The sequence below is a fragment of the Maritimimonas sp. 2405UD52-3 genome (assembly GCF_056591715.1).
In genome coordinates, this window is the sequence record NZ_JBWQOL010000003.1 from 119,069 (window position 1) to 143,222 (window position 24,154).

Consider the following 24,154-nt stretch of genomic DNA (forward strand, 5'->3'; position numbering starts at 1 on the left):
ATTGATGGTTAGAAGATTAAAGAAGATCTTAAAAATCTTAGGGATTGTAATACTATTCCTTTTTATTGCCTTGTTGATTACTGCTCATATTCTTATCAAACCTAAATCTGATGAAAAGATATTAAAAGAATTAACCACGACTGTTAACTCACCTAAAATTGAATATAATACTTATAAAGGTTTTGAATATCGTGTTATTTATATGCAGCAGGAAATAGATACCACACTGCCTGTTCTTGTTTTTGTACATGGGTCACCAGGATCTGCAATGGATTTTAAACGATACTTTAAAGATGCTACTTTAAATGAAAAGGCCAATATAATAGCTTATGATCGAGTAGGGTATGGTCCAAAAAATACAGGAAAGGTAGCCGCTTCAATGGAATTTGAACTGGGTGTTTTACACGATCTTATTAAAGATTTTCCTGCTGAAAAAATTGTTCTAGCAGGATATTCTTATGGAGGCCCTGTAATATTAGCATCAGATAAAAAGTACAAGCATAAAGTGGCTATGGCAGCTGCTGTAGTAGGTGAATATGAACCCATGTTTGCAGCACTAAGCTTTTATGATTGGAAATTGACGCGACCACTAATACCTTCCATTATAAAAGCGGCAGCAAAAGAAAAATATGCACATGTTGAAGAGTTTCCAAGTTATAAAGATAAATGGAATATGAGTCCTTCAAAAATCATTAATATTCATGGAGATAAAGACTGGATTGTTCCTTATAAGAATTCTGAATTCCTTCAAGAAGTCATGGATAAAGAAAAGATAGAAATGGTTACTATTCCTGAAGGTGGTCATGATCTAATTTGGTCTAATTTTACTTTAATAAAGAATGAAATTTTAAAAACTCTTAACTAGGTTGGATTTTAATGAATTACTTCAAAAAATAGATCAGGCATTTTTACAAAAAATGCCTTTAGTTTGTTTTAGAAAACCCGAAGAAGAATTGGTGCAAGGTTATTTTCAAAAAGATGATAAGCTCTATTATTTAGAAGGTTATGATCAATCTGGATTTGTATTTGCACCTTTTGATAAGGATAAAAAGACTGTCCTTCTTTCTGAGAACAATTGTGATGCATTTACGGCTGAACTGAGTGAAAGTTTTATAGCTAATGAGAAATCAAATTTGGATTTAACTAGTCCAACTGATAAAGAGGGATATTTAAATTTACTTAACCGCACGATAACCTATATTAAAAGTGGAGAAGCTAAAAAAATTGTCATATCCAGAAAGGAAACCATAGCGTTTAATAAATTTTCATTACCAAATACATTTACAGAGCTTTTAAAGAATTATCCTAAAGCTTTTGTTTATATATGGTATCATCCAAAGGTAGGATTATGGATGGGCGCAACCCCTGAAAAACTCTTAAAAGTTAAGGGTAGTAAATTTTCTACAGTTTCTTTAGCAGGAACGCAAGTTTTTAGAGGCTCTTCAGATATTTCTTGGGGGCAAAAAGAAATGGATGAACAACAAATCGTTACTGATTATATAGCTTTGAAGCTTAATGTGTTCAACAATATCAGCATATCAAACCCATATACTGTAAAAGCTGGAGATTTATTACATTTAAAAAGTGATATCAGAGGAGATTTGTCAAATAAGAATGAATTAGAATTATTGATTAAGCAGTTACACCCAACTCCTGCAGTTTGTGGATTTCCAACAGAAAACTCAAAAAATTTTATTCAAAAGAATGAAGGCTATGAGAGAGAGTTTTATACTGGATTTTTAGGCGAATTAAATGTGAGAAACACATCAATTTTGTTTGTAAATCTACGCTGTATGAAAATAGAGAAGTCTCGAATTTCAATTTTTATCGGTGGTGGAATTACCACCCAAAGCATCCCCGAAAATGAATGGCAGGAAACCGTTGAAAAGAGTAAAGTAATGAAGTCGGTTTTGTCAAATTAGCGTATTTTCGTACTACAAAATAGCTGAATGAACTACCCCAAAAAAGAGCTAGCCCAATTGGTTGTTGAATATTGTGCTTCTTATGGTATTGAACATGTTGTAATTTCTCCGGGTTCTAGGAATGCCCCACTTACTATTGGCTTTGTTAATCATCCTAAAATTAAAAACTATAGCATTGTAGATGAGCGTTGCGCTGCCTTTTTTGCATTAGGAATTGCACAACAAACTAGAAAGCCTACAGCAGTAGTCTGCACTTCAGGTTCTGCCTTATTAAATTATTATCCTGCTGTTGCGGAAGCATTTTATAGTAATATTCCTTTAGTAGTCATTTCGGCAGATAGACCTAAGCATTTGATTGACGTTGGTGATGGACAAACTATCAGACAAGAAAATGTCTTTGCAAATCATAGTTTGTATAATGCTAATCTTTATGAAAATGACTTAGAAAAAAATGGTTGGGTACTAGAAAATGCATTAAATACCTGCATGACGCAAAAGGGTCCTGTGCATATCAACACACCTTTTGATGAACCCTTATATGATATTGTCAATGAATTGACCATAACAAAACCTGCAATTCCTTCTTTAAATTATAAGAAGAAAGATTTATCATCTGCTGGTCTTGAGGAATGCTCAAAACTTTGGAAGACTTCAAAGTGCAAGATGATCATGGTAGGAGAGTTATTTCCAAATAAGAAGATTCAAGAATTACTTAATGAATTAGCAAAAGATAGCTCATTGATAATTCTGACAGAAGCGAGTTCTAATCTCTATCATGAAGAATTTGTTAATTCAATTGATAAATTGATTTTTCCGCTTGAGTCAGATGAGTTTGAAGTGTTACAGCCTGATTTATTGATCACTTTTGGGGGTATGATTGTTTCTAAAAAGATTAAGCAATATTTACGAAAGTACTCCCCAAAACTGCATTGGCATGTAGATGTGAAGAATGCTCCAAATACTTATCATTGTCTAAGTAAGCATATAGAGATCGACTCTGAAATATTTTTTAGCCACATAATCAATCAATTTGAAAGTACACCTTCTAATTATAAAAATGAGTGGCTTGTTTTGAAAGAAAAGAGAAATCAAAAGCATAGCTCATATTTAGAAAATATACCATATTCTGATTTTAAAGCTTTTGATATAATTTTAAAAAGTCTGCCTGAACACTCACAATTACAACTTTCAAATAGTTCGGTGATTCGCTATACTCAATTATTTGATCTTAAAAGCACATTAGAAGTTTTTTGTAATAGGGGGACAAGCGGTATTGATGGAAGTACCTCTACAGCTATTGGTGCGGCTGTTGCAAATGAAAAACAAGTCATATTTGTTACAGGAGACCTTAGTTTTTTCTATGATAGTAATGCATTATGGAATGACTACATCCCTTCAAATTTTAGGATCATTCTCATCAACAATTCAGGTGGAGGCATTTTTAGAATTATTCCAGGCCCATCAGAATCGAACGCATATGAATATTTTGAGACAAATCATCAATTAGATGCTTCTCATTTATGCAAAATGTATAATTTTCAATATCAATCAGCCAAGAAATTAGATGTGTTAGAAATGCATTTACTAGATTTTTATACAGCCTCTGAAAAACCAAAATTGTTGGAAATCTTTACACCTTCTAATTTAAATGATCAGGTACTTAAAGAGTATTTTGAGTTTATCAAGTAATGCACTTGTTTTAGGGATTATATTTTAAACGTGTTAAAAAATTGATTATATTTGAGATGTTTAACTAACACTTTCATTATTAATCAATTAAAGCAAAAAAATTATGAGTAAAAGAGATGAGCTTATTGCAAAATATGCCATTGATCTTAAAGATAAATGTGGTGTAAACCCCGATATGGATCTGCTGACTAAAGTAACTATTGGTTGTGGTCCATCAATTTACAATAAAGACTCTGCCACCGTATCTGGTTCTGATGAAAAAGAATTAGAAACTGTAAAGAATAACTTCTTAGGCAAAAAGTTAGGTGTTACCAGCGGCGCTGATGAAGCCATTGATGCGGTTATGGAAAAATATGGACGTTCTAATCGTACAAAATATAGAGCGGTAGTTTATTATTTGTTGACAAAACATTTTAACAAAGAGTCTGTATATAATTAATAAGTACATTTTTTTATTCAATATAAGCCTCAAGTCCCTGAGATTTGAGGTTTTTTTATCCTTTTAATTATGCAAGTAGGGGACAAAGTAGATTTAATTATTGGTAAAAAAACACCATTAGGATATGTAGTTTTGATCAATGAGGCTATAGAAGGTTTGTTGTATCATAATGAAATATTTCAGGAGATACATGAAGGCCAGTTTGTAGAGGGTTTTGTTAAAAAAATAAGAGAGGATGATAAAATTGATGTAGTATTACAACCACAAAAGTTTAAGAATATTATTGAGCAGGTAAGTACAAAAGTGCTGGAAGCCATTCAAAAAAATGATGGAGTACTATTTCTAACTGATAAAAGCCCTTCAGAAGATATTAGAGAAAGCTTGCAGATGAGCAAAAAGAACTTTAAAAAAGCAGTGGGTAATCTTTATAAAAAGAAAATCATCAGGATTACTGATGAAGCCATTTATCTTATAAAAAAGTAAAACCCAAGATACTTAAACCTTGAGTCTTACCGAATAGTAAAGTAAACGAACTTTTCTTACTTTTGGCCTTCGCCGCTCTCTTCTTCAATCACCTCTTCTTCCTCGATGATTTCTTCTTCCACCGGCGCTTTTAATTCTTTTGTCTTTGCTAAAACACGTTCTACATTTTGGTAGTAACCATCAGCATGTGGATCATCTGATGATATCTTAGCATAACCATTCTTATAATATTTTAATGCTCTCTTAAAGTCATTACCTGTTTCATAATACTGACCAATATAGTAGTCACCTATTGGAGATTCAGGGTATAAACGGTTGATCATTTTACCAAATTCTTCTAAATAATCACCATTCTCTTTATCTAATACAATTGATTCAACAGCAAAGATATCACGCTGTCTTATTTTCATGTTTGCACCAAATAGATATTGAATCTCAACATATTTTTTCTCTAAATATTCAATGGCTTCAGCAGGACTTAATTCAGCAATGTGCTCATCGAATTCTTCCTTAGAAATAGAAGAGTACATTTCAAATATATGCGCTAATGCTCCAGAGATTGCCTGTCCTATGGATGCAATTTTAGTTGAGTTTTTAAACTCATCAAACTTATAACTGAAGTTCTCATTTTCTACATTATCAAGCACATAATGTACTTTTTTGATGTTTTCATCACGTTTTACACCATTATACTCCCCTGTATTTAGATAGTAATAGATCTTCTTTTCTACATAAGGAACCTTAGATTTGAATAAACCTGCTATTTCCTGAGGAAAAGAAGCATTGATGCTAATAAACGCATTGAAAATAGGGTCTTTCTCTACTAAATAATAATTAATAAAGTTCCCCGTAAGAGTATTACCTACAATGGTCTTAAACTGAGAAATTCTGTATTTATCGTCTATATAATTAATAAGTTCATTTCTAATGAACTTATAGAATTTAGAACTACTTTCAGTAAGCATACTATTCTCTATACTTATCTCAGCATCTCTTTTGCGTTCACCATTTTGGTTTTGAAAGATCCCAACCACTATTTGCTCAGGAGCTTTGTCCTTTAATGCAAACAATCTGGCATTGGCCACATATAAATCAAATAAGTGCTCCGCGTCTAACACTACGGCCAGAGGATATACCTTTGTTGAATCCGCTTTATACGATTCTGGTACATATATTTTTAAAATTCGCTCGTTTGACTCCTCTCCAGCTAACTCTGAAGATGAAAATTTCTCCATGTGTACCTGTGCGAAAGCACTAGTAGCAATCAATAAAAAGAAAAATTTAAAGTACAATTTTTTCATCGCTTTACTTTTAATTATGTTTTTAAAAGACTTAGCTTTTAAAGTCTTTTTCTTAATCATATCTTTACAAACGAAATAATTTCCAAAATATGATACAGATAGACTGGAAAGTTGAAAAAAAGTTTGAAGATATTACCTATAAAAAGGCTGGAGGGGTAGCAAGAATCGCCTTTAACAGGCCAAATGTGCGTAATGCGTTTCGTCCAAAAACTACAAGTGAATTATATGAAGCGTTCTATGATGCGCAGGAAGACACCACTATTGGAGTGGTTTTATTGTCCGCAGAGGGTCCTTCAACTAAGGATGGGGTTTGGAGCTTTTGCTCTGGGGGAGACCAAAAGGCAAGAGGGCATCAAGGATATGTAGGAGAAGACGGTTATCATAGGTTAAACATATTAGAAGTGCAGCGTTTGATTCGTTTTATGCCCAAAGCTGTGATTGCGGTGGTACCCGGATGGGCTGTTGGCGGAGGACACAGCTTGCATGTGGTATGTGATTTGACCTTGGCCAGTAAAGAACATGCTATTTTTAAGCAAACTGATGCTGATGTCACCAGTTTTGATGGCGGCTATGGTTCGGCTTATCTGGCTAAAATGGTGGGTCAAAAAAAAGCACGTGAAATTTTCTTTTTAGGACGTAATTATTCTGCTCAGGAAGCTTATGAAATGGGCATGGTGAATGCCGTAATACCTCATGATGAATTGGAAAGTACTGCGTATCAATGGGCACAAGAAATACTGGCAAAGTCACCAACTTCAATAAAAATGCTCAAGTTTGCCATGAATTTAACAGACGATGGTATGGTAGGGCAACAGGTGTTTGCCGGCGAAGCCACTCGTTTAGCATATATGACCGACGAGGCTAAAGAAGGTAGAGATGCTTTTTTAGAAAAGCGGAAGCCTAATTTTCAAAAGAAGTGGATACCATAACTGCGTAGGAGTGAAAAATCAAATAGTTACTTTTTTAATTAAATGCCCTGATAAGAAAGGTTTAGTGGCAGAAATTACTAACTTTTTTTATAAGGAAGGATTTAATATCGTTAGTTGCCAACAATATGTAAATGTTGCTCAAAATGGCTATTACATGCGCATTCGGCTTGATTCAGAAGGGATTAATATTTCAAAAGAAGTTCTTGAAGAACGATTTCTGAGGATTGCTGAACCTAATGAATTCCTTTGGTCTTCCTATTATGATGAAGAAAAAGCTAAAGTTGCCATTATGGTATCGCATACAAGTCACTGTTTATATGATTTGTTAGAGCGGCAAAAAGAAGGAAAGTTAGATTGTGATATTAAAATGATTATTAGTAATCACAATAAGTTAAAACCTATAGCAGATATGTTTGGGGTTGATTATTACCACTTGCCCATAACTAAAGATACCAAAGAACAACAGGAAACCCAGGTCGTGGAACTTTTAGATAATCATGGTATTGATTTGATCGTTATGGCAAGATATATGCAAATATTATCTGAAGACTTTATCAATAGATACCCGCAACGGATCATCAATATTCATCATTCATTTTTACCAGCTTTTCAGGGGGCTAACCCTTATAAAAGAGCCTATGAAAGAGGGGTAAAGCTAATTGGCGCTACAGCTCACTATGCTACTGCTGATCTAGATGAGGGGCCCATTATTGAGCAAGGTATAGAAAGAGTAACCCATGAGAGTACTCCTGAAAGCTTAAAGAAGATAGGTGCTGATGTAGAACGTTTGGTATTGGCAAAGGCAGTAAAGTATCACTTGCAGCGTCAGATCATTGTTCATGAAAATAGAACTGTTGTTTTTCCTGAAACAGGATCTGAATAATTTTACTGAAGTATGAAGATCATTTGTATAGGTCGAAATTATGCCAAACATATAGAAGAATTAGCCAATGAGCGACCGGAACATCCTGTAGTTTTCTTAAAACCTGATTCTGCTGTTTTACCAAGGAAGATGCCCTTTTTTATTCCACCCTTTACGAATAATGTGCATCATGAGGTAGAGGTATTGGTCAAGATCAATAAAGTGGGTAAATATATTGATAAAAAATTTGCGCATAAATATTATGATGAAATAGGCTTAGGTATTGATTTCACGGCAAGAGATGTACAATCTGAATGTAAAGAAAAAGGTTTACCCTGGGAGAAAGCAAAGGCTTTTGATGGTAGTGCAGTTATTGGTCAATTCTACCGTAAAACGGAGTTTGATTTAGAGAATCTTAACTTTCAACTGTTGAAGAATGATATAGTGGTACAACAAGGCAATACTAATGCTATGCTCTGGAAAGTTGATGAATTGATAGCTTATATATCTCAATTTTTTACGTTGAAAAAAGGAGATATTATATTTACCGGAACACCAGCTGGTGTTGGTAAAGTAGAAGAAAATGATGTTTTAATTGGTAAAATTGAAGACCAGCAGGCATTTAACATTAAGGTGAAATAACGATTTCCGTTAATTTTCTAACTTATCAAATACATAACCACCTTTTTCAGCACCCCATACATGCTTACCTTCAGCATCAAAACCTCTATCCCAAGAAATAATTTGGTCTTTTAAGATTTCTACTTCACTGGTGGCATAAGAAGCACCGCGCAATGTGCTTTCACAAGTGGCTTTGCCTGTTTGACCTCTAAAATGCTTCTCACCTATTCTTTTTAAGAGTACCTCGCAGCTATTTCTAATAGCAAGATCTTCTTTTGTGAGTGCTTTAAAATCTTCTGGATTTTTCCATTTACCAATCCAAAGTGAATCAGCAGGTATTGTATAAATAGCCGAACTAAAAATACTGTCATTCAATCGTGTAACTTCATAAATACGTTGTCTGTAAGGCCTATCTTGAGCACTATTTATGGCCTGCTCTACATATAAGAAATTACCTTGATCTTTCCATATGGGGTACATATGTAATGAAATATTGTAATATGTAGAGTCTGCTTTAGCTTGACTTTCAGAGTTAAAAGAACCTTGCATTAAACCAAAAAGTTCATTTAATTCGGTATCAATTTCAGGAGTTTTTTCAACTTTTTTACATGAAACAGTAAAGAACATCAATGTAAAAAATAAAACCAGGTATCTCATTTTATTTCTTATTATAGAGCTTCATACCAGCATCATAGTATTTATCCCCTTCTGTCCAAAAAGGTGTCTCCATATCATTTGCAATGAGTCTACATGCCAATACATATGATTTAAAAAACTTATCTAAATAGTTATAGTCTATACTTTCCGGATTGTCAGCCGCTTGGTGATAATATTTCATGAGTTCTGCATCAAAAGCTGTAAAGCCCATACTATATGTAGGAGCAGGAACACCCTTTTTGGCAAAATGCACATTATCTGACCGATCAAACAACCCTTGTTCTGGTGCCGGATCATCAATGGCTTCTAAACCAAATTCCCTTGCGGCATTTACAATATGCTCTTTTTCCGTAGTCCTTCCCAAACCTATAATAGTGGCTTTAGAGATATCATTATACCCCCCATTATCACTATTAAAGCAATACACCATTTGTTTTAATGGAATTACCGGATTTTCAACATAATATTGGCTTCCTAATAAACCTTTTTCTTCTGCATCAAATAAAATGAAGAGCGCCGAACGCTTAGTAGGATATTTTGCAATATTTTCAGCTGCACTTAATACAGTAACAACACCTACAGCATTGTCTCTTGCACCATTATAAATAGAATCTTTTTCTGCATTTGGTTTGCCAATACCTATATGATCATAATGCGCCGAATAGATTACATATTGGTCTTTTAATTTTGCGTCGGTGCCTTCAACCATACCTACCACATTTTTAGCTCGTATTTCTGATTTGTTAATACCTTCTATAATTAAAGACGCAGTAATTTTTTTCTCAGAAGCCAGTTTTGTTGCTATAGCTCCTCCAGAATTTTTCATCCAGACATGGGGGATGCTTTTATCCTCTTCTTCTTTTGCAACTGTCAACTTTGACTCATTAAAATAGTGCATGAACTGCCCCCACACTTTATCATCTACATTGGCAAGTTCAACTAAACCAGCTGCACCATTTTCCTGCGCTAATTTCCGTTTTTCTTTAGCCGAATTGAATGCACCCATTGAAGTTTCATTGTCTGGTGTACCTGCTTTTGCAATAATTAATTTACCGGTAATATTTTTGCCTTTATAATCATCTTCCAAGCCAAAATTTAAAAAAACAGCCTCTCCCAAGAAATTAGTATTGCCCGCTTTTACAGTTGCTAATTTTTGTGAAGAAATTGAGTTTAATTTTATAGAGGTTTTATCGGCCGCAGAAACTTTCTCTAGAGTTATAGTTTGGTAATAACTACCATTATCAGCAGGCTTTACACCATAACGTCTAAAGCTATTTGCTAAATAAGAAGCGGCTATGTCATTTTCGAGAGTGCCTGTTTCTCTACCTTTTAATTCGTTAGAAGCGAGAAAGTATATATGTCCTTCAATATTATTTTTGGTAACAGTAGAAGTTACTTTTTCAGCTTCTGTTTGAGCGAATAAGCCAAGTGAAAATAAACATCCAAATAAGAATAGTGTAATTTTTTTCATACTTAAGTAATTAAGAAACTAAAGGTAATTAATTTAAATGATTTATATTTTTTTGATGATACTATATAAAGTAAAACACCCTTAGAATTAAATTCTAAGGGTGTTTTTTAAATAATTAATAAAATTTTATAAATCTACTACTTCAAGATTGAAAATACGTTCTGCGTCTGTTTCACCTCCAGCTACTGTTAAATCACCACCATTTGGTTTAGTTGGTTCATGACGGAGTGTAACTGTGAGCGTTCCGTTACTTACAGCTCCTGCAGTTAACGTAAATTCGGTACCCAGTGCGTTACCATCGCCATCTTGATTTAGGTTTGAAGTAGTAACATCTAATGCACTGCCAGCGGTAAAAAATACTTGATGCTCATCATCTTCTGTTTCAACTTCATCGGTAATATTCTCTGGTGGAGTTTCATTGTCATTAAAAAACTCAACAGTTCCTGTGTAGGCTTCACCAGCCAAAAGGTCACCATCAACAGTATTAATTGCTGGGGCAGGTCCTTCGTCACCATCTGAATCTATACTCTCTAAAACTACTGTAGAAAGTCCAGCAGTACTAGGTGTCAAAGTTATTTTTACTGTTGTAATAAGCTCTGGTTCATTAACCGGCTCTGGAGTATCATCATCACTAGAACAAGCAGATAACAGAACAAGTGAGAAGAATAAAAGACTTGCTAATTTTAAATTTTTCATGTTTTTATTTTTTAAAGTATTAATAATTAATTTTTAGTGTTATAAAAAAATTTCTACCTAAATCATCGGCGTAATAACGAAGACGATTCAGATAGTTTCTGTAAGAGGTGTTTAATAGATTATTTATTCCAACTCCCACAGTAAGCTTTGATTTTTTAGTTAGTTCAAAATCTAAGTTTGAACGAAAGTTTAATAAGTGATATGCACTTGGAGGTGTGCTAATATCTACAAGCACATCTCTATCTAGTTCCACAATAAAAGCTTCAAAATTGTTATTTGGAAATTCATTTTGACGGAAAACATAGTGACTCTCTAAAGCAATCTGTAAATTTTTAAGTCGTTTGTTTTTATATGCAATTTCATTCTTTGTTTCAGCAGGAGGCATATTAATTAATGATAAATCAAGTGTTATATCTCTTCCTTTTAAGAATGAAAATTGATGTGTAAAACTTATGTTTTCTGTAAATGCATATGATGCGTCAATATCAAATCCAAAAATACGAGCGTTTGTTTGACGATATTCCCAAAAAGGAAAAGATCCTCTTCTCGTAGCGTCAAAATTTATAGGCTCAATAAGAATAAAATCATTTATAATATTCAAATAAGGATTTATACTAAAATTGAAAACATCACTTTCCTTTTTTAAAGTCAAACCAAATTTATGTGCTATTTCAGAGTCAAAACGTAAGTCGCCAATTTCAAATCTGGCAGCTGAGTGATGCAATCCATCACTAAATAGCTCAGAAGGGTTAGGGGCCCTTGATGCTAATGAATAATTAAATAATAGTTTATAATCAGTATTGAAACTATAGTTAATACCCGCAGTTGCAGAGATGTTATTGAAATTTAGCTTAGGATTCGTTAGAACCTGAGTTCCCAAATCATCGATAACAATTTCAGGAAATAATTGATCATAATTCCTGAACTCCCAAAAAGAAGTTCTATAAAACTTAAAAACATCTAAATGCGTATAGTCATAACGACCTCCAAGCTCTAAGAGTAATTTATCATTGACTTGATAATCAAAAATAGTGTACACCCCAAAGTCATAACGATCATAATCAGGTATTAACCTTCTTACTTCTGTTCTGGGATCAGGAGTGTTTTTTTGAAATCTTCCTGTGATACCTGTTTTTAAACCTAACTTATCTGAAAGATCGCTTGCCAAATCTAAATTAATTGAATGTGTTAGCAGATCAATGTCAACCGAAGGAACATCCTTTAGACTCCCCCTTCGTATATCAAACTCTAACCTTTTATTCAGTTGAAAGTCATATTGAAAACTTAGTCTTCCTATACCATCAAATAATTTAGTGGCTTTCAATCTAGCCAAATGATGTGTCACATCTTGATTGGGCGGATTAATATCGTATGTAAAAGGATCAATTCGTAAAGGAACACCATTGTTTATAGCTCTGGCTAAATCACTAGAAGCTCCTAAATGAGAAGCTCTAAGAATACCAATTTCATTTTTAAAGAAGGAATAATACCCTTCTAAGGTATAGTTAAATTTGTTTAAAGCTATCTTAGCAGATGCATTCCTCTCAAATATGCCAGTATTACTTAATACATAATCTGGTGTTTCAAAATCACCAAAACGTTTTAATGTTCCTTGTATACCAAAGGACCAACCTTTTTCAGTACTTTTAATAAGCCTGGTAGTTAATGACCCACCTCTGCCGTTTGTCATACCAGAAAGTATAGTTTTACCATATAAACTATCTTTTACAGGGGCATTTGACGATTCTGCTATAATAACTCCTCCAATAGCATCGCCGCCATATTGTAATGCTCCTGCACCTTTAATCAATGTTATATTATCAGCTGTATTAATATCAATATTAGGTGCGTGTTCTGCACCCCATTCTTGATCTTGCATACGCACCCCGTTATTAATAATTACTACTCGACTGCTATGTAATCCATTAATTAAAGGCTTTAAAATAGCATTGCCCGTATTTAATGAGGATACACCGCTTATATTATTTAAGACGTCACCCAGGTTTCCACTACTGTTTTGCTCAATTTCCTCTCTTGAAATTTTAGTATTTTCAATAGTTCTTGCCTTATCTTCAAAAGCTTTTCCTTTGATGGTGATTTCATTAAACTCTTCAATATGATGCTCTAATCTAAAAACTTTGGTAGATTTTCCCTCTATCTTTACAGAGAATATCCTAGTCAAACAACTTGGATGAGCCACTTGAATTGAGTAGCTTCTATTACATAAACCTTTGATATTATACTTTCCTTCAAAGTCAGTAACAACAACTTTATTTGTACCTACAACAATTAAAGTAGCTTCTTCAAGAGGTTTTCCATCATGAAGGTCTAAAACACTTCCAGAAAGATTGGATGTGCAATCTTGTGAATGTGACATAAAACTGCATATAAGCAGTAGCATCAAAACTAGGCGCATTGAAATTTTTTGATTTGAATTTTTTCTTTATAATGATTTATACAAAGAAAAAATACGGAGGACCTCTAGGAGATTTTTGGTTTATATGTGATGTAAGTTCTTTTGAAATTACACCAATAACCAATGGATTATAGTTATTAAATTCTTCTAATTCAAACTCAGGAAGTACATGAAATGTATCATGCTTTACCTGAAAATGGCAAATACTACACTCAATTTCAAGATTATGATAATGTTGTGTGTCTACTGCTTTACATACTTTGTGTTCATGTTTTTCAAAAGCATGCGCCGCTTGTACCCCAACAGGAAATAGTATGACGAGTGTAAGAAATACACCAAAAGCTTTATGTAGTATTTTATTTGTCACTGATTTGCCAAAGATAGTTAATCTGGAACATTTTTTCGCATACGCATATTTAATGCTTCCACACCTAACGAAAAGGCAATTGCAAAATACAAATAGCCTTTAGGAATGGCACCTACCTGCTTACCAAAAATTTCAGCATGAGAAAGATGTGCCCCCTCTGTTACTAGCATAAATCCAATTAATATTAAAAATGATAGTGCTAACATCTGTATGGTAGGGTGTGTGTTTACAAAGTTACTTACCGGAGTAGCAAAAATCATCATAATTAAAATAGAAATGACAACGGCAACGATCATAATAGGTAATGCACCAGGAATACCATTGGTCATACCAACGGCTGTTAACACAGAATCAAATGAAAAGACAATATCAATCAATACAATTTGAATGATCACTTTTAAAAAAGAGGCACTGCCGTTGGTTTTTGCCCCAATTTCATGTTCAGCACCTTCAACTTTTTGATGAATTTCTTTTGTGCTCTTATAGAGCAAGAAAAGCCCTCCTGCAAATAGTATTAAACTCTGCCCTGAAATATCTGCCTTTATCCAACTCAGGTCAAAACTAAATAATGCAGATTTCATAGCGATGAGGTATGAGACACCTAACAACAATAGAATCCTAAAGATCATGGCCAGTAAAAGCCCTATACGCGTTGCTCTTTTTTGTGATTCGGCGGGTAATTTATTTGCAGTAATTGAAATGAAGATAATATTATCAATACCTAATATTACTTCAAGAAATGTAAGTGTTAGCAAGGCTACCCAGGTATCTGGTTGTAAAAATATATCCATGATCTATTCCTTTATTTTTACGGCTTTTCCTTTTTGTTTAAAGTTTGAGCCTTTATAATAAGCTCTAAATGTATATGTGCTGTCTTTAACTCCGGTGATTTTTACATAAAAAGGAAGACTATCTAACCCTTTTTTAGGGTTTAGCTTTTTCAATTCATACTCAAAATTAGAGAGCCAAGTAATTCTAAAGGTGTCCTTTTTACCTCTATATATTTCAATTTGTAGAGAATCATTTCTTACTGCTGTAGACACTTCGTCTGATTCATCTAAATAGGTTTTATACGTACCAGTTTTAAATGTATCTATATTTGTACTGCTTTGGCAGGAAATTAAAAAAGATATGAGGCCAATATAAATGAAAGATCGTGTCATTTAGATACCTGTATAATTACTTGGAGTGATTATTTTTAACTCAGTTTTGATAGCCTCTGAAACATCAAGCCCATCAATAAAATTGCCTATTGACTGCTCATTTATCATCTCATTTGTTCGGGTCAGACCTTTTAATGCTTCATAAGGATTCGGGTAATTTTCACGCCGTAGGATGGTTTGAATGGCTTCAGCTACTACAGCCCAATTATCTTCTAGGTCTTGCTCAAATTTATCTTTATTAAGCAATAGTTTGCTTAACCCTTTTAACGTAGATTTAAACCCAATAATCGTATGTGCAAAAGGAACACCAACATTTCTAAGTACTGTTGAATCAGTGAGGTCTCGTTGTAATCTTGAAATAGGAAGTTTTGCGGCTAAATGTTCAAAAATGGCATTGGCTATACCTAAATTACCTTCAGAATTTTCAAAATCAATAGGATTTACCTTGTGCGGCATTGCAGAAGAGCCTATTTCTCCTTTTTTGATCTGTTGTTTGAAATAATCCATAGAAATATAGGTCCAAATATCTCTGTTCAAATCTATGATAATAGTATTAATACGCTTTAAATTATCAAATAACGCAGCCATATGGTCATAATGCTCAATTTGTGTAGTGGGAAAAGAATGTTGTAAACCTAAACTTTGCACAAAGCTATTTCCAAAAGCTTTCCAGTCTATATCTGGGTAGGCTACTTTATGTGCATTGAAATTACCCGTGGCCCCACCAAATTTAGCAGCACTAGGTATATCGTTTAATAAGTTGAATTGTTCTTTTAGTCTAACAATAAAAACTTCAATTTCTTTACCTAATCGAGTAGGTGAGGCTGGTTGTCCATGCGTTCTTGCCAGCATAGGAATGTCAGCCCACTCTTTAGAAAGTTCTTCTAGCTTATGAAGAACATTAAAGTATTCAGGAATATATACATCACCAATTGCATCTTTAATAGAAAGAGGAATGGCAGTGTTATTAATATCCTGTGAGGTTAATCCAAAATGGATGAACTCTTTGAACTTCTGAAGCTGTAAGCCATCAAATTTTTCTTTGATAAAATATTCAACAGCTTTTACATCATGATTTGTAACTTTTTCAATATCCTTGATAGCTTGGGCATCTTTTGCCGAAAAATTTTGATAAATCTCTCGTAAGCTGTCAAACAAAGTATGGTCAAACCCCTGTAATTGAGGTAGTGGAATTTCACATAAAGCTATAAAATAATCAATCTCAACCTTCACGCGGTATTTGATCAACGCTTCTTCAGAAAAATAATTGGCTAACTGTTCAACTTTGTTTCGGTACCTACCGTCAATAGGTGATATAGCATTTAAGCTGTTTAAAGTCATTAGATATTGCGGTTAAAACCACAAAAATAATGATTTAAGAAGATGTTATCGAATTTATTTAAGGAAGATTTAAGCCATATTTTGCTTAGCCATCAGCTCTAATATCTTTGTAGCTCTGGTACCGTATGCCGGGCTTTCATTTTCGGTATTTTGATCTATGATCATTTTAAGTTCATAGTGTATCCAAGGAATTTGAACTCCTAAATGATATAAAGCTTCCATGGCGTGTGCTTTGCTAGCTACTTTGGTGTCGCCTTTCATTAACCAATAAAAACAAGTTTCTATCATCTGGTCAATTTGTTGTTGAGTTGTGATAATTTTTATGGGCGAGTCGAATTTAGAATTTACTTCTTTAGCGATAAGATTGCAGATTTTAGCTGCAGGTCTTATGGCACTTTCATTTTTAATATCTGCAATATTTTCTGTGAAATAAGAAAGGTTATAAGCAATCCACTCCAAACGTTCTTCACAAACAGTTTCTAAAATCAATGATGCTTTCACCGAAACTTCTGTATCATAATCAAAGGTAATTTCAACTAATGATTGAAACAACTGCTCATCTTTTAAGATTTGCTTGCTGATCTTATCACGCTGTGCCTTGCTCAAGATTTTTTTTGCCTTTAATTCCTTGATCAAAGAGTATTTGGTCATGTTCTTAACGGAAACCATGTAGGATATTAGTTAGTAAATTCTATACTATAACTCTTTTTTCAAAGAATTAGTATCCATTTGAATGACTTATTTTGGTGCTTGATTGTAAGTATTTAATTTTTTGTATGTTATGTTTTAAAAAAATAAAACTTCTGCCTTAAGAAACATAAGACAGAAGTTTTAACCAAACCTAATTAACCAAACGTACTACGTACTTTTTTATTTACCAAGAGGAGGTAATATTACTTTATCAATTACATGAATAATTCCATTAGCTGCCTGTACATTTGTAGCAACTATATTACTATCTCTTCCATTGGCATCTGTAAGTTTTGCTCCGCCTGTTATATTGGCAGTGATATCGCCTCCAAGAGTAGTAATGGTCATATTATCCATCAGTGCCGAATCTAAAACATTCGCGCCAGCGACTACATGATATGTTAAAGTAGTCTCTAACGTTTCTGTGGCTATATCTGCCAAGCCTGCAACTTCTAGTTCAGTAAGAAGATCACCAAATGCGGTATCCGTAGGAGCAAATACTGTAAATGGTGCAGGATCTGTTCCATCTGGTGTTGACAAAGTTTCCACAAATGTGAAAGAAGCTTCTCTTGTCAATGCCTGTACCAGAATACTGAATGTGGGATCCGCTAGCGCAAAATCTACAACGGTTGGTAAATCTATTACCTTATCAACTGCATGTATTACACCATTATTAGCTATAACATCTGCAGTTGTTACTGTTGAAATTCCATTGAACTTTACCCCATCTGAAGTGTTATAATAGATACTCAAAGCATTATCATTCGGCCCTGATGCTTTTGTATTAGCATAATCAGCACCTGCAGCCACTAACACTGAGGATAGAATTGAACCGTCTAATACATGATTCAATAATACTTGCGTTAATGTAGCAACTGGAATATCGCCTAAAGCTGCACCATCCAAAAATTCTGTAAAGGCAGCGTCATCTGGAGCTAAAACTGTGAATGGACCACCAGTTGAAACAGTGGTTACCAAATCAGCTGCTCCTAATGCAGCTACTAAACTTGAAAAATTAGGATTTGCACCAGCCAAAGTTGCTATTGAAGGTAACCCAATAACTTCATTAACTAAATGTATAATTCCATTGTCAACAAGATTGTCTGCACCTGTTACTGTTGAAACTCCGTTTAAAACAACACCCGAAGTAATATCTACAAACATATCCATAGGCTCACCAGCTGCACTTGAGGTAGCCAAAGTTTTAATATAACCATTAGATAATGCTGATGATTGAACTGCTCCGTTTACTACATGATTCAAAAGTACTTCTGTCAGTACATCTGTTGGTACTGCGTCAAGATCTGCAAAGCCATTGTCGTTTAAGAAATTGGCAAAGGCAGTATTATCTGGAGCAAACACAGTATAAGGACCTGTACCGTCAAGAGTAGATACCAAATTTGCTTTTTCTAGGGCAGCTAATAAAGAAGTGTAATTTTCTCCAGCAGCTGCAACAAAATCTGCAATACTTGTGGTTTCAACCACATTACCGTCGTCATCATCACTACATGAAGTGATGGTCATAGCCATGAATAGAATTGCTAATCCTTTAAATAATTTTGATAAGTTTTTCATTAAAATTAAAGTTTAAATTCTTTGCTAAGATAAATATTTTGTTTAATAAAAATATATAAAAGTTAAACAAAATTGATTTTTATAATTTCTTTAACATTTGGCATGCATGTTGTCTATCAATTAAAAAATTCATTAAAAACACAACAATTTTTATATTTAATAGTTATAGGTGATATGAAAAAACAATTTGTAATTCTACTGAGTGGTTTATTTTTTATTAGTGGCGTTTTTGCGCAGGAAAATCAATTTGATCCCAATGGAAAACGTCATGGTGTTTGGAAAAAATACTACAAAAACAAACGTATTCGCTATGTTGGTAACTTTGATCATGGTAAAGAAGTAGGAACTTTTAAGTTTTACTCTGCTGCAAGTTCAGATCATCCGGTTGTTGTAAAAGAATATACTAAGGGTAATGATGTGGCCGATGTAAAGTTCTACACTGAAGAAGGGTTAATTGAAAGTAAGGGTAAAATGAAAGGTAAAGAGCGAGTTGGTAAATGGATTTATTTTCATGAAGATGGCAAGACGGTAATGTCAGAAGAGAATTACTTGAATGGAAAATTAAATGGCCCTTATAAGACGTTTTTTAAAGATGGAAAGCCTACAGAAATAACTAATTACGTTGATGGAAAACTTGATGGAAACTATAAGAAATATGCTATTAAGGGACATATTTATCAAGATTTTACATACAAAAACGGTTTGCTTAATGGGCCAGCAGCTTATTATAGTAGAAAAACAGGAGAATTAACAACCAAAGGGCAATTTAAAGACGATGTTCGCGTTGGTACTTGGGAGAATTATGCTGATGGCGAATTGGTAAGTACTGAGCAACCTAATAAAAAGAAGCCTCGACCTAAAAAGAAAAAAGAAGTAAAAGAATAATAGAATGAGTTTTGTGCGCTAAACATACCTCAATTATAACCAAACCATAGCAGTCGCTATGGTTTTTTTATGTCTCATTTTGAGTATCTTTGCAAGCTCAATATAAAAACATGAAACGAGTTATAGTCGGACTTTCAGGAGGTGTTGATTCTAGTGTTGCTGCATATTTATTAAAGGAGCAGGGTTACGAAGTAATTGGTCTTTTTATGAAAAACTGGCATGACGAATCTGTAACTATTTCTAATGAATGTCCTTGGTTAGAAGATAGTAATGATGCCATGCTCGTTGCTGAAAAATTAGGTATTCCGTTTCAAGTTGTTGATTTAAGCGAACAATATAAAGAGCGTATTGTTGATTATATGTTTCGAGAATATGAAATGGGGCGTACTCCAAACCCTGATGTACTTTGTAACAGAGAAATTAAGTTTGATGTATTTATGAAGATAGCGTTAGATCTAGGCGCTGACTTTGTGGCTACTGGCCATTACTGTAGAAAGGATGAATTTGTAAAGGACAAAAAAATTATTTATCAGCTAAAGGCGGGTAAAGATTTAAACAAGGATCAATCCTACTTTTTGTGTCAGCTCTCACAAGAGCAACTAGCTAAATCATTATTCCCTATTGGTGAGTTAACAAAGCCTGAAGTGCGTAGAATAGCTACAGAGCTAAATTTGGTAACTGCTGAAAAGAGAGATTCTCAAGGTTTGTGCTTTATAGGAAAGGTTCGTTTACCGGAATTTTTACAGCAAAAACTTGAGTCCAAAGAAGGTAGTATTGTTAAAATTCCTGAAAATTCAGAAATTTTTGAAGCCGTTAATTCTAGCTTTGATTCAAAGGAAGAAGAGTTGGCTTTTAAAGCAAAAAAAATTGAATATTCTACTACAGATGGTATTGTAGTTGGCAAGCATCAAGGGGCACATTACTTTACTAAAGGACAACGCAAAGGTTTAGCCGTAGGCGGAACCAAAGAACCATTATTTGTCATAGATACTGACGTAGAAGAGAATGTTATTTACGCTGGTGAAGGTAAAGATCATAGAGGATTGTACAGAAGTACACTTTTTGTTAATGAAGAAGAGGTTCATTGGGTTCGGGAAGACTTAATGCTTACTAACGGCGAATCTATGGATGTGTTAGCTAGGATACGATACCGTCAACCGTTGGAAAAAGCAACCTTGTATAGGGTAGAGAATGGATTATATGCGGATTTTGAGAATGAGCAATCTGCTATTACCGAAGGACAATTTGTGGCTTGGTATCAAGAGGATGAGTTGCTTGGTTCAGGAGTTATTTCATAAGCTAATTCCAAAATAGCGGAACCTTTCTATGCTCAATCAAATGTTCATTTATTAGCATAAAATATATACCTTAGCATTTATGCATAACCGAATTACCTCCTTATTCAATATTGAATATCCTGTTATTCAAGCTGGTATGATTTGGGCTAGTGGATGGCGATTAGCATCTGCGGTCAGTAATGCAGGTGGTTTAGGGTTATTAGGAGCGGGCTCCATGTATCCTGAGGTTTTATTAGAGCATATTCAAAAATGCAAACAAACTACCAACAAGCCATTTGGAGTAAATGTGCCGATGCTATACCCTGATATTGACAAATTAATGCAAATTATTGTGGATGAAGAAGTAAAAATTGTTTTCACCTCTGCAGGTAATCCTAAAATTTGGACATCTTTTCTTAAAGAAAAAGGGATTAAGGTTGTTCACGTAGTAAGTAGTGTAAAGTTTGCTTTAAAGGCCCAAGAGGCAGGTGTAGACGCTGTGGTTGCTGAAGGTTTTGAGGCTGGAGGGCATAATGGCCGAGATGAAACTACTACCTTTACACTGATACCAATGGTAAAAGAGAAAGTCCATATCCCAATTATTGCAGCAGGAGGAATAGCAACTGGTAGAGGAATGTTAGCAGCCATGATATTAGGGGCAGACGGTGTTCAAGTTGGAAGTCGTTTTGTGGCAAGTAATGAAGCGTCTTCACATATTAATTTCAAACGGGAGGTTATAAAAGCCAAAGAGGGAGATACACAGCTTACACTAAAAGAATTAGCGCCTGTAAGATTATTGAAAAATAAGTTTTATGATGATGTACAGACACTTTATGAAAAGTGTCCAACCGAAGAAGAGTTAAAAAAACTTCTTGGTCGAGCTAGGGCAAAACGAGGAATGTTTGAAGGAGATTTAGATGAGGGTGAGCTCGAAATTGGACAAATAGCGGGATTGATTCATGATATTAAGCCTGCGGCACAAATTTTGAAAGATATAATTACAGAATACGAACAAGTCAAACAAAATCTAGAAACTGTATGAAAAAATTTTTACTCCTCTTTTCAATCTTATTGATTGGACAATCCGTAATATCCCAAACGAAAATCAAAGGAAATAGAATTGTAACAAAAGATGAACGTAACTTTAAATATTTCTCACAACTTGAAGTGAATGATAAAATAAAATTGACTTTAAAACAAGGCAATCAGAATAAACTAGAAATAGAGGCTGATGAGAATTTGCACGATGTTTTAGATTCTGATGTTAAAGATGGAACATTAGTTTTATCATTAAATAGAAGAATAACTCGTTCTAAGCGCTTTGATTTAATACTTTATGTTGAAGACTTAGACTTTATTGAATTAAATGAAGACAGTAAAGTAATTGCGCTTGATAAGATGGATTTTTTTAACTTGAATTTGGTGCTTAACAATAAGGCTGATATAGAGTTAAATGCTGAAACGAAGTTTTTTAAATTTGAAGGAAGTGACCGCTCTAAAGCAGAGCTTACCGTGAAAACCGATAGTATAAGCCTTGATCTTAAAGAGTCAGCAAAGTTAAAGGCAAGTATTAATACTGAGGGTATTGTAATTAATAATGTAGGTAGTGCTTCTGTTGAAGTTTCAGGTAAAACCTCTAATATGGTTTTAAGTACCGATGGTAATAGTACTTTTAAAGGTGCCGAATTTACGAGTGATTATGTACGGTTAAATGCTCAAAATCGTTCTGATCTGTATGTAAATGCTAAAGAAACAATTGAAATTGAAGCAAAAGATAAGGCTAGAGTTTACCTATTTAATAAGCCAGAAATTATGATTAAAATTTTTGAAGATAATGCAAGTCTTTTAAAACGTGATTCTATGACATTATTAGAAAACCTATAATTACTTTGGTATTTTAATATAGTATAGCTTACCTGATTTGTTGTTCAATTTATTCTCTCGCAACCACGGGTTATGAACCTTTAACTCTTTGTAGTAAGTATTAAATTTTTTAGCAAAAGCCGCAATATTGGTAATTGGAGTATCTACTTTTACTTCGTAACTTTCGGGTAATATGTAAAGATCTTCTTTGTCAAAATCAAACCCATACTTTTTGGGGTTTGAAAGGATTTCTTTTGCAGCAAGAATACGAGGTACATAGCGTTCTGTATTTTCACCCGCCAGGACTTCCCAGTATCTATCTACTTTTTGCTCTTTTAGTCGTTTGTCAATACCATGGTTACCTGCATGATATGCTCCAGCAGCTAATGTCCAATTACCTAACCTGTTCTTAGCAGCTATCAAATAATCACATGCAGCTCTGGTTGCTTTTTCTAAATGGTACCGTTCATCTACATTATCATTTACCTCCAGTCCGTTTTCACGGGCAGCAGCGCGTAACATTTGCCACATACCTTTAGCACCTGCAGGTGAAGTTACATTACGTAAATCACTTTCTATAACTGCTAAATATTTAAAATCATCAGGTACACCTTTCTCTTTTAAAATAGGCTCAATAACTGGAAAATATTTGTGTGTTCTTTTTAGCCATAATAATGCATTTGATTGCCAGTAGGTATTTACCAAAAGTTCACGATCAATACGTTCTTTTACATCTGGTTTTTCCAATGGAACTCGCTCTCCTGCAAAAGAAAGGTTTTGAGGAATTTTAACAGCTTTTATAGTATAAGAATCACTGGTATTTTTAAACGTAATATCATTTTTGTCATTAACTGGTACTTCATCATTTGAGGATTGCTGGGTTGCGTTGATTAAAACTCCACAGGTAATGATAATAGCTATGAATATGATAATTTTATAAGATTTCTGCATTGATAAAATTTTAAAAAGGTGATTCGTAATTAGCGAATGCCAAGCCCAGTGTATCTTTTTCGGATATAACGGGATCATTAACCTGCCAGTTGATATTAAGTGTTTCATCGCTCCATAATAAAGAGACTTCGGCATCTTTATTGTAATAATCAGTACACTTATAACTGAAGATGGTATTATCTTCTAAGACCAAGAAACCATGAGCAAAGCCTTTAGGTATATATAATTGTTCTTTATGCTCACCTGAGAGTACATTCTTATAATGTTTACCATATGTTGATGAATCTTTTCTTAGGTCAACCACAACGTCTAGAACACTTCCTTTAATAACCCTTACCAATTTTCCTTGTGCAAATGGAGGTTTTTGAAAATGAAGGCCGCGAAGCACTCCTTTTTGAGAAGAAGATTCATTATCCTGAACAAACTCGACATCTAAAATGTTTTCTAGATTTTTTTTGTTATAACTTTCTAAAAAATAACCCCTGTCATCAGCAAAAACTTTTGGGGTTATTATCAATAATCCTTCAATAAAGGTTTTCTCCACATTCATGTGCGC

At 34.0% G+C, this 24,154-nt stretch carries 25 protein-coding genes; 12 read left to right on the forward strand and 13 right to left on the reverse strand.

Annotated elements, in window-relative coordinates:
- Positions 1–4: 4 nt before the first annotated feature.
- From AC1EU5_RS08410 to AC1EU5_RS08430, 5 genes are all read left to right on the forward strand, one after another.
- Entirely contained in the window at positions 5–865 is an 861-nt protein-coding gene (locus AC1EU5_RS08410; RefSeq protein ID WP_480191932.1) for an alpha/beta fold hydrolase, read from the forward strand.
- A 52-nt stretch (positions 866–917) separates the two neighbouring features.
- Positions 918–1,922, forward strand: a complete 1,005-nt coding sequence (locus AC1EU5_RS08415) for a chorismate-binding protein (RefSeq protein WP_480191933.1) — start codon at positions 918–920, stop codon at positions 1,920–1,922.
- 27 nt (positions 1,923–1,949) lie between these two features.
- Complete coding sequence (gene menD, locus AC1EU5_RS08420; protein WP_480191934.1) at positions 1,950–3,611, forward strand: 2-succinyl-5-enolpyruvyl-6-hydroxy-3-cyclohexene-1-carboxylic-acid synthase; 1,662 nt, start codon at positions 1,950–1,952, stop codon at positions 3,609–3,611.
- Between the two features lie 103 nt (positions 3,612–3,714).
- Positions 3,715–4,050: a DUF2853 family protein gene (locus tag AC1EU5_RS08425; RefSeq protein ID WP_480191935.1), complete on the forward strand. Its 336-nt coding sequence runs from the start codon at positions 3,715–3,717 to the stop codon at positions 4,048–4,050.
- A 69-nt stretch (positions 4,051–4,119) separates the two neighbouring features.
- The gene (locus AC1EU5_RS08430; protein WP_480191936.1) at positions 4,120–4,533 is read left to right on the forward strand and encodes a S1 RNA-binding domain-containing protein; all 414 of its coding nucleotides are present in this window, start codon (positions 4,120–4,122) and stop codon (positions 4,531–4,533) included.
- Between the two features lie 56 nt (positions 4,534–4,589).
- Here the strand turns inward: AC1EU5_RS08430 and AC1EU5_RS08435 are convergent, their stop codons facing one another.
- Positions 4,590–5,834, reverse strand: a complete 1,245-nt coding sequence (locus AC1EU5_RS08435; RefSeq protein ID WP_480191937.1) for an alpha/beta hydrolase — start codon at positions 5,832–5,834, stop codon at positions 4,590–4,592.
- Between the two features lie 89 nt (positions 5,835–5,923).
- Here AC1EU5_RS08435 and AC1EU5_RS08440 point away from each other — a divergent pair, with 89 nt between their 5' ends.
- Genes AC1EU5_RS08440 through AC1EU5_RS08450 form a run of 3 tightly spaced genes read left to right on the forward strand, consistent with a single transcriptional unit; the run spans position 5,924 to position 8,267 of the window.
- On the forward strand, positions 5,924–6,763 hold the full coding sequence (locus tag AC1EU5_RS08440) for a 1,4-dihydroxy-2-naphthoyl-CoA synthase (protein ID WP_480191938.1): 840 nt from the start codon (positions 5,924–5,926) through the stop codon (positions 6,761–6,763).
- Positions 6,764–6,773: 10 nt separating this feature from the next.
- Complete coding sequence (gene purU / locus AC1EU5_RS08445; RefSeq protein ID WP_480191939.1) at positions 6,774–7,646, forward strand: formyltetrahydrofolate deformylase; 873 nt, start codon at positions 6,774–6,776, stop codon at positions 7,644–7,646.
- A 12-nt stretch (positions 7,647–7,658) separates the two neighbouring features.
- On the forward strand, positions 7,659–8,267 hold the full coding sequence (locus AC1EU5_RS08450) for a fumarylacetoacetate hydrolase family protein (RefSeq protein ID WP_480191940.1): 609 nt from the start codon (positions 7,659–7,661) through the stop codon (positions 8,265–8,267).
- A gap of 9 nt (positions 8,268–8,276) precedes the next feature.
- Here AC1EU5_RS08450 and AC1EU5_RS08455 read toward each other — a convergent pair whose 3' ends face one another.
- From AC1EU5_RS08455 to AC1EU5_RS08500, 10 genes are all read right to left on the reverse strand, one after another.
- Positions 8,277–8,903 carry a chromophore lyase CpcT/CpeT gene (locus tag AC1EU5_RS08455; protein ID WP_480191941.1) on the reverse strand — a complete coding sequence of 209 codons (627 nt, stop codon included), beginning with the start codon at positions 8,901–8,903 and terminating at the stop codon, positions 8,277–8,279.
- A 1-nt stretch (position 8,904) separates the two neighbouring features.
- Entirely contained in the window at positions 8,905–10,374 is a 1,470-nt protein-coding gene (locus AC1EU5_RS08460) for a M28 family peptidase (protein ID WP_480191942.1), read from the reverse strand.
- A gap of 126 nt (positions 10,375–10,500) precedes the next feature.
- A complete protein-coding gene (locus AC1EU5_RS08465; protein WP_480191943.1) occupies positions 10,501–11,070 on the reverse strand; it encodes a type 1 periplasmic binding fold superfamily protein in 570 nt (189 codons plus the stop codon).
- Positions 11,071–11,089: 19 nt separating this feature from the next.
- Positions 11,090–13,447: a TonB-dependent receptor gene (locus AC1EU5_RS08470; RefSeq protein WP_480191944.1), complete on the reverse strand. Its 2,358-nt coding sequence runs from the start codon at positions 13,445–13,447 to the stop codon at positions 11,090–11,092.
- A gap of 76 nt (positions 13,448–13,523) precedes the next feature.
- Positions 13,524–13,853, reverse strand: coding sequence for a hypothetical protein (locus AC1EU5_RS08475; RefSeq protein WP_480191945.1), 330 nt, complete (start codon positions 13,851–13,853; stop codon positions 13,524–13,526).
- A gap of 17 nt (positions 13,854–13,870) precedes the next feature.
- Positions 13,871–14,644, reverse strand: a complete 774-nt coding sequence (locus AC1EU5_RS08480; protein WP_480191946.1) for a TerC family protein — start codon at positions 14,642–14,644, stop codon at positions 13,871–13,873.
- A gap of 3 nt (positions 14,645–14,647) precedes the next feature.
- Positions 14,648–15,016, reverse strand: a complete 369-nt coding sequence (locus AC1EU5_RS08485; protein ID WP_480191947.1) for a DNA topoisomerase IV — start codon at positions 15,014–15,016, stop codon at positions 14,648–14,650.
- Complete coding sequence (gene purB, locus AC1EU5_RS08490) at positions 15,017–16,357, reverse strand: adenylosuccinate lyase (RefSeq protein WP_480191948.1); 1,341 nt, start codon at positions 16,355–16,357, stop codon at positions 15,017–15,019.
- Positions 16,358–16,426: 69 nt separating this feature from the next.
- Complete coding sequence (locus tag AC1EU5_RS08495) at positions 16,427–17,008, reverse strand: hypothetical protein (RefSeq protein ID WP_480191949.1); 582 nt, start codon at positions 17,006–17,008, stop codon at positions 16,427–16,429.
- Positions 17,009–17,227: 219 nt separating this feature from the next.
- Positions 17,228–18,622 (reverse strand): fasciclin domain-containing protein, encoded by a 1,395-nt coding sequence (locus tag AC1EU5_RS08500; protein WP_480191950.1) that lies wholly within the window; start codon positions 18,620–18,622, stop codon positions 17,228–17,230.
- A 174-nt stretch (positions 18,623–18,796) separates the two neighbouring features.
- Here AC1EU5_RS08500 and AC1EU5_RS08505 point away from each other — a divergent pair, with 174 nt between their 5' ends.
- The 4 genes from AC1EU5_RS08505 to AC1EU5_RS08520 all read left to right on the forward strand — a co-directional run bounded on the left by AC1EU5_RS08505 (position 18,797) and on the right by AC1EU5_RS08520 (position 22,668).
- Entirely contained in the window at positions 18,797–19,507 is a 711-nt protein-coding gene (locus AC1EU5_RS08505; RefSeq protein ID WP_480191951.1) for a toxin-antitoxin system YwqK family antitoxin, read from the forward strand.
- A gap of 110 nt (positions 19,508–19,617) precedes the next feature.
- A complete protein-coding gene (gene mnmA / locus AC1EU5_RS08510; protein WP_480191952.1) occupies positions 19,618–20,805 on the forward strand; it encodes a tRNA 2-thiouridine(34) synthase MnmA in 1,188 nt (395 codons plus the stop codon).
- Between the two features lie 79 nt (positions 20,806–20,884).
- On the forward strand, positions 20,885–21,826 hold the full coding sequence (locus tag AC1EU5_RS08515; protein ID WP_480191953.1) for an NAD(P)H-dependent flavin oxidoreductase: 942 nt from the start codon (positions 20,885–20,887) through the stop codon (positions 21,824–21,826).
- Entirely contained in the window at positions 21,823–22,668 is an 846-nt protein-coding gene (locus AC1EU5_RS08520) for a GIN domain-containing protein (RefSeq protein ID WP_480191954.1), read from the forward strand. The genes AC1EU5_RS08515 and AC1EU5_RS08520 overlap by 4 nt, the downstream gene beginning before the upstream one ends.
- Here AC1EU5_RS08520 and AC1EU5_RS08525 read toward each other — a convergent pair whose 3' ends face one another.
- Together AC1EU5_RS08525 and rfbC are read right to left on the reverse strand one after the other, a co-directional pair.
- Positions 22,669–23,598 carry a lytic transglycosylase domain-containing protein gene (locus AC1EU5_RS08525; protein ID WP_480191955.1) on the reverse strand — a complete coding sequence of 310 codons (930 nt, stop codon included), beginning with the start codon at positions 23,596–23,598 and terminating at the stop codon, positions 22,669–22,671.
- Between the two features lie 10 nt (positions 23,599–23,608).
- Complete coding sequence (gene rfbC, locus AC1EU5_RS08530; protein WP_480191956.1) at positions 23,609–24,148, reverse strand: dTDP-4-dehydrorhamnose 3,5-epimerase; 540 nt, start codon at positions 24,146–24,148, stop codon at positions 23,609–23,611.
- Between the last annotated feature and the right edge of the window lie 6 nt (positions 24,149–24,154).